Origin of the sequence: Amphritea pacifica (genome assembly GCF_016924145.1) — a bacterium.
In the GTDB taxonomy this organism is placed as follows: domain Bacteria; phylum Pseudomonadota; class Gammaproteobacteria; order Pseudomonadales; family Balneatricaceae; genus Amphritea; species Amphritea pacifica.
Map to the genome: position 1 here is coordinate 1 of NZ_JAFFZO010000064.1, position 5,234 is coordinate 5,234.

Annotated in this window: 7 protein-coding genes; 4 read left to right on the forward strand and 3 right to left on the reverse strand. The window is 48.2% G+C overall.

The window, feature by feature from the left end; all coding sequences use genetic code 11:
* Positions 1 to 170: 170 nt before the first annotated feature.
* Positions 171 to 575 (reverse strand): flagellar basal body-associated FliL family protein, encoded by a 405-nt coding sequence (locus JW499_RS21255; protein ID WP_232846577.1) that lies wholly within the window; start codon positions 573 to 575, stop codon positions 171 to 173.
* 328 nt (positions 576 to 903) lie between these two features.
* Here JW499_RS21255 and rsd point away from each other — a divergent pair, with 328 nt between their 5' ends.
* Both rsd and JW499_RS21265 read left to right on the forward strand, forming a co-directional pair.
* Positions 904 to 1,386 (forward strand): sigma D regulator, encoded by a 483-nt coding sequence (rsd, locus tag JW499_RS21260; RefSeq protein ID WP_205212462.1) that lies wholly within the window; start codon positions 904 to 906, stop codon positions 1,384 to 1,386.
* A gap of 43 nt (positions 1,387 to 1,429) precedes the next feature.
* Positions 1,430 to 2,410: a WD40 repeat domain-containing protein gene (locus JW499_RS21265; RefSeq protein ID WP_205212463.1), complete on the forward strand. Its 981-nt coding sequence runs from the start codon at positions 1,430 to 1,432 to the stop codon at positions 2,408 to 2,410.
* Between the two features lie 226 nt (positions 2,411 to 2,636).
* Here the strand turns inward: JW499_RS21265 and JW499_RS21270 are convergent, their stop codons facing one another.
* Positions 2,637 to 3,170, reverse strand: coding sequence for an NADPH-dependent FMN reductase (locus JW499_RS21270; protein WP_205212464.1), 534 nt, complete (start codon positions 3,168 to 3,170; stop codon positions 2,637 to 2,639).
* A gap of 905 nt (positions 3,171 to 4,075) precedes the next feature.
* Here JW499_RS21270 and JW499_RS21275 point away from each other — a divergent pair.
* Together JW499_RS21275 and JW499_RS21280 are read left to right on the forward strand one after the other, a co-directional pair.
* Entirely contained in the window at positions 4,076 to 4,300 is a 225-nt protein-coding gene (locus tag JW499_RS21275) for an EF-hand domain-containing protein (protein ID WP_205212468.1), read from the forward strand.
* Positions 4,301 to 4,487: 187 nt separating this feature from the next.
* Entirely contained in the window at positions 4,488 to 4,820 is a 333-nt protein-coding gene (locus JW499_RS21280) for a YMGG-like glycine zipper-containing protein (protein ID WP_205212465.1), read from the forward strand.
* A gap of 106 nt (positions 4,821 to 4,926) precedes the next feature.
* Here the strand turns inward: JW499_RS21280 and JW499_RS21285 are convergent.
* Positions 4,927 to 5,234 (reverse strand): amino acid ABC transporter ATP-binding protein (locus tag JW499_RS21285; protein WP_205212466.1); only part of this gene is annotated, 308 nt, incomplete at its 5' end.

Here is a 5,234-nt window from a genome sequence, read left to right on the forward strand (position 1 = left end):
CCTGAAAGGCTCTAAGCCGAGTCAAAGCGTCCCATAAATCTTTTACCTCGTTTTTGCTAACGTCGCTGGAATAGCCTTAGAAAAACAAAACCCCAGCAAAAATACTGGGGTTTATCAGTAACCTGAAAGCCCTGCAAATGCAGGGCTTTTCTATCTGATCCGGTAAAAGACTACTGCAACACAAAGCTGGTAAAGAACAGATCAGCCACATAGGCTTCGCCCTCTTCTGCCAGCAACACCTGTTGCACTTTCTGTAGCGCTTCCTGAGCAAGAATATGCTGCATATCGACGGTTTTCAGCTGATCCTCCTCCTTCGAACTGAGCAGCATCAGTATTTCGTGACGGATCTCCGCCTTATGGTAATTGACCGCATGGTGAGCCGCAGGACTGGTCACCTGAATAGTGATTTCACACTTCAAAAAACGCAGCTTATCCGGGCTGACAAAATTGGCCACAAACGGTTTCAATTCAATATAGTTAACATAATCTTCGGGCGCGGCTTCATCGGCAGCCCAAAGCGGCTGAATCAGCCCCCCCAGGAACAGCACCAGCAAAAAACGTTTAAACATGTTCATGTTTCCCTATCCGGTAGCAGAAAGCTTTTCTGAGCTTAACTCAGTGGGCTTAATAAAATCATCATCTTAGCAAGAAAAGACAATATAAAAAATCAGATACTCAAAAGACTGTATTACAACTGAACCACCACAGAACGCCTCCGGTGAAATGCCCTTTATGCCTGCTCTGTACCCTGTTGTATCATCTTTATCAGCAAATATCAGCGCTCCGCAGATAAGTTTATGTCGTCCTCCGCGAAAAGTGCTCCGGCTATTGCCTCTGTGACAACGTTAGGATTAGTATTGGGGCACGCAGACAGCAAGTGCTGAACATAAAAGGAGGCCTGCTATGCTAGAAAAATGCCATAACGCCCAGGAACGCTGGGGAGGTGTCAGTGATATTATTGATAACTGGCTTGAAGAGCGCCGCAAGCTGATAAGTTTTTTTGTCTCGTTGCCGCAGCAAAATGTTCAGGAAACGCTGAATGATAAAATTCAGGAGTTTTGTCAGTTAATGATGGACTATATCTCGTCCGGCCATTTTGAAGTCTACGAGCAGTTGCTGAAACAGGGTAGCGAGTTCAATGATGGCAGTCTGGAAAAGGCTCAGGCACTGTTTCCCAAAATCCAGGCCAGCACCGATGCTGCGCTCGACTTTAATGATATCTACTCAGGCTTCGAGGGCGTAACACTGCAGGAGATGTATGAACTGACCTGCCAGCTATCCTCCCTTGGAGAGGCACTTGAGGAGCGTTTTTCACTCGAAGATACCATGATTGAGATTCTCCATACGGCTCATCGGGAGCAGGTGTTTGCTGAAGCCCAGGCATAGCATCAACAGGGGATGGAAAGAGCGCAGAGGCTAAAGACTCACTATGCAGAAAAGGCTTAGCGCTGTCGCTTGTGCACTGTTCGCCACAGCGATACTGAGCGGTTGCAGCGACAGTGATGAACCCGTTAAGTACGTTGAATACGCACTTCAGGGCGCCTATTCAGGGACACTGTCACCACAGTCCAAATATGCGGTCATCGGCTCATTCAACCATGGCGGCAGCCTGTGGAATGTAAGCCAGCACGAACGGCTGTACAACTGGAACCATAAAGCCGGCGAGTACAGCCTGATCAGCGCCAGCGCGTTCTCCCCTGACGAGCTGTACGCCGCCACAGCCGAGCAGCAGGACCTGGTACTGTGGAATCTGAGCACCGGCAAACCTGAAGGGTTCTGGAGTTCTCCTGCCGAGATCCTGGCAATGGACCTGTCTCCTAATGGTAATTATGCCCTGCTGGGACTTGCCGACCATACCGCAGTCTACTTCGATATAAAACGCGGTGGGGTGATACAAACCTTCCGTCACGATGCCCGGGTTAAATCAGTTGACCTCAGCGAAGATGCCCTGCTGGCACTGACCGGTGATGATGCCTATAACGCACAACTCTGGGATGTCCAGAGCAACAAAGTGATCCACAGCCTCAAGTTTGGCAATATTGTCGATACCGTAGCACTCTCACCCAACAAACAACTGGCCTTCAGTTCGGGCACCCTTGACCGGGCTGTGATCTGGAGCACTCAGGATGGCAAGGTACTCCATACCCTGTCAGACAACCGGGACCTGTTTGGCAAACGCCTCAGTTTCCTCTCCGCCCGCTTTTCACCTGATAACAGTCAGCTACTCACCGGCACCGCCTCTGGCTCCGTCCAGCTATGGAGCACCAGTAGCGGCGAAATGCTGCGCAGCTGGGCGATCCATAAGCGCGACCCCTACGGCCCCACCAGTACCGGCGTGTACTCGGTAGGGTTTGGCAGTGGAGTATATTATGCAATTGGGTCTAATGGGATTATCAACGAGCTTAAATAGGCGTTTCCAGCGCCTTAGTTTTTAGTCGCTTCGCGACTTGCCAGGAGCTAGACGCTGCGCTTGCTAGAAATAGCGGCTAATACTTGAGCTGATTTTGAGTATTCTTTGATTTCTGCTTTCGATAGAAAAAGATATCAACGCTTTACACACAATACAAAATAAGCGTGACTTATTGAGATCCAAGCCTCGTAGAGGTTGAAGTGCTGCAACTTGTTAGGCCAGCCCGTCAGTCATTTTGACGGACCTCCGTTATAAAATCGGTCAGAAACATCGAAATTTTCGACTCATGTTCTGACATCTTAATGAGCTTTTCAATTTCGTCTGGGGACTTCCCGATCAAAGAAATACGCAGAAATATGTTCTCCAGAAAATGATCACTGACTGTTGAAAGCACCAACCTTAGTGAAGCAAGCATATCGTCACCTCGGTGTGAGGCATGTGCCAAAGCGATGGGTTTACCTATAACCTCGAAACGAGAAACCATCCAGTCGATAGCATTTTTAAGACCACCTGGAATTGCTCGAACGTATTCTGGGCTCGATATAATGATGCCATCTACAGCTGAAACCGTTTCCATAAACTCGCGCACTGCCGCTGGAGTTGCCTCTCCTTCAGAGTCCGGAGAAAAAACGGGAAGTGCATCTAACCTGTTAAAAACCAAAAATTCGACATCAGCCGGAGCTATATTTTTCATGGCTCTCAGCAAGGCCGTATTTGTGGATGCTGCGCGTGCGCTACCTGAAATGGCGAGTATTTTCATTCGTCCTCTTTGAAATCGAACACCGCATTCAGCGACTTATCCGTTGCAATGCTCTATTAATCACTATTTGGTTTAAATTTGCCATTGCGAGGTCTAAACTTTTTCCTGCCCCTACTGGAGTCCTTGTGTATAGTGCTTCTAGCTCTTTAGGCTCCGACATGCCTTTCTTCACGAGAGAATTCAAAAGTTCAAACCTCTTCAAAGCAATATGATCATAATCCCCATCCGGCATTCCACCTGGGTGAACTGCGTTGTTACCCTTTATTCATACAATACCTGGCACTTTCAATCGGCATATAACCTCACCTGCTGATATCCTTATCTATCTGATTCTGAGCCACTTTGAAAGGTTATGCTAACTGTATATCCTGAAAAACAGGCAAGATAGAGCTAAAAGACCACTCCTATACCCTGAGGGCATACTAAAGGGACCTCTACATTAGATTGTTCAATGAGAGCAACAGAGGCCAGCAAGTTCAGCGGTCATCTCTATCGTGACGAGGGCGTCACTCCCACATAGGTCACTATGCAACCTCCAACTGTCACCCTCCTGGCAACGCATTTCTTTAACTAATTGTTTTTAAGTATATTTTCCAGAAGACAGCAAGTCGCGAAGCGACGTCTGGCAAGCGGTGAAGCCACGTCTGTCGGCTTAGGTCTCCGGGATAAGACAGATAAATAACTTTAAAATCAACAAGTTAATACAAACCCGGAATAACCCGACCGCCTATGGCGACAGTAATATTAAACCAGCAGCGCCAACATCTACATATCTTATTGATTTAAAAGCAAAAACAATAACTGGTACAAAGAGTGCTAAATAGGCGTTGCTATTCGGAGCATGTTTTTGTGTGACGGATCAATTCAATCTCTAATTTTAATGGAATAACTCAGGAGTTTTAAAAATGAATATCAAAACCCTATGCGCCATCGCCCTCACAACTGCTTCAGCGACTGCTTTTGCGGCGGATATGCCGGACTTCCAGGTTGTCGATATTAACGCTGATGGCTTTATCAGTCTGGAAGAGGCTAAAAGCGTTGAGGGATTGGAAGAGGCTTTCATGACAGCCGATCTGAATAAAGATGGTCAGCTCGATGAAGCGGAATACGATGAGGTGTCTCAGGGCTAAGTAAGACACTGCACTTAAGCTTCTCGGAACTTCCGGGAAGCTTTGCTCTGCCGCACTCAATCTCCCTTGATTAATGGCGGCCAGCTGAATTCAACTGACCACAACCGGTCAGTCAGACATTATGCTACAGTCCACTATCCAGGCTGAGCAGTGAATGTATCCGGTGTTTCCTCAGAGTCTGAAATTTATGAATATTAAATACTTTATCTTTATGATGATGCTCTTCACGGTTGAAGCAAGCGCTAACTCCACTCTGGATGCTGCGATTGGCGGCGGCCTGGGTGGTGCGGTGGGTGCTGCCATAGGCAATGAAGTCGGTGGTCGCGATGGCGCCATTGTTGGCGGTGCCGTCGGAGGGGCCGTTGGCACAGCAATCAATACGGATAAGCGCTCTGATTATCAACGCTCAGAGACAACGATGCGCTCTCACTTCATTGGAACTCACACACTCGAAACGCATCCCCCTGGAAATAACAGTTATCACTGCCCTCCCGGCCAGGCAAAAAAAGGCCGCTGCTAGCAGTTAAGAAGAATGTGATAAAAAACCGCCATAACAGGCGGTTTTTTTATGCTTTTTCTAACCACTAACCACTAGCAAGCGGCGAAGCTGCATCTAGCAACTGCTTTTAATGCGCCAAAATCTGACTCAGGAACAGCTGGGTCCGCTCATGCTGCGGGTTGTTAAAGAACTCATGGGGCTCATTCTCTTCAATAATCTGCCCACCATCCATAAAGATAACCCGGTCCGCCACGGTCTTGGCAAAGCCCATCTCATGGGTGACGCAGAGCATGGTCATCCCTTCTCCCGCCAGTTCGATCATGACATCGAGCACCTCTTTGATCATCTCGGGGTCGAGGGCCGAGGTCGGCTCATCGAACAGCATCACATCCGGGTTCATACACAGGGAGCGGGCAATCGCTACCCGCTGCTGCT

Coding starts and splice junctions, on each gene's coding strand:
- JW499_RS21275 (WP_205212468.1), top strand. CDS start 4,076: ATGAATATCAAAACCCTATGCGCCATCGCCCTCACAACTGCTTCAGCG.
- JW499_RS21270 (WP_205212464.1), bottom strand. CDS start 3,170: ATGAAAATACTCGCCATTTCAGGTAGCGCACGCGCAGCATCCACAAAT.
- rsd (WP_205212462.1), top strand. CDS start 904: ATGCTAGAAAAATGCCATAACGCCCAGGAACGCTGGGGAGGTGTCAGT.
- JW499_RS21265 (WP_205212463.1), top strand. CDS start 1,430: ATGCAGAAAAGGCTTAGCGCTGTCGCTTGTGCACTGTTCGCCACAGCG.
- JW499_RS21255 (WP_232846577.1), bottom strand. CDS start 575: ATGAACATGTTTAAACGTTTTTTGCTGGTGCTGTTCCTGGGGGGGCTG.
- JW499_RS21280 (WP_205212465.1), top strand. CDS start 4,488: ATGAATATTAAATACTTTATCTTTATGATGATGCTCTTCACGGTTGAA.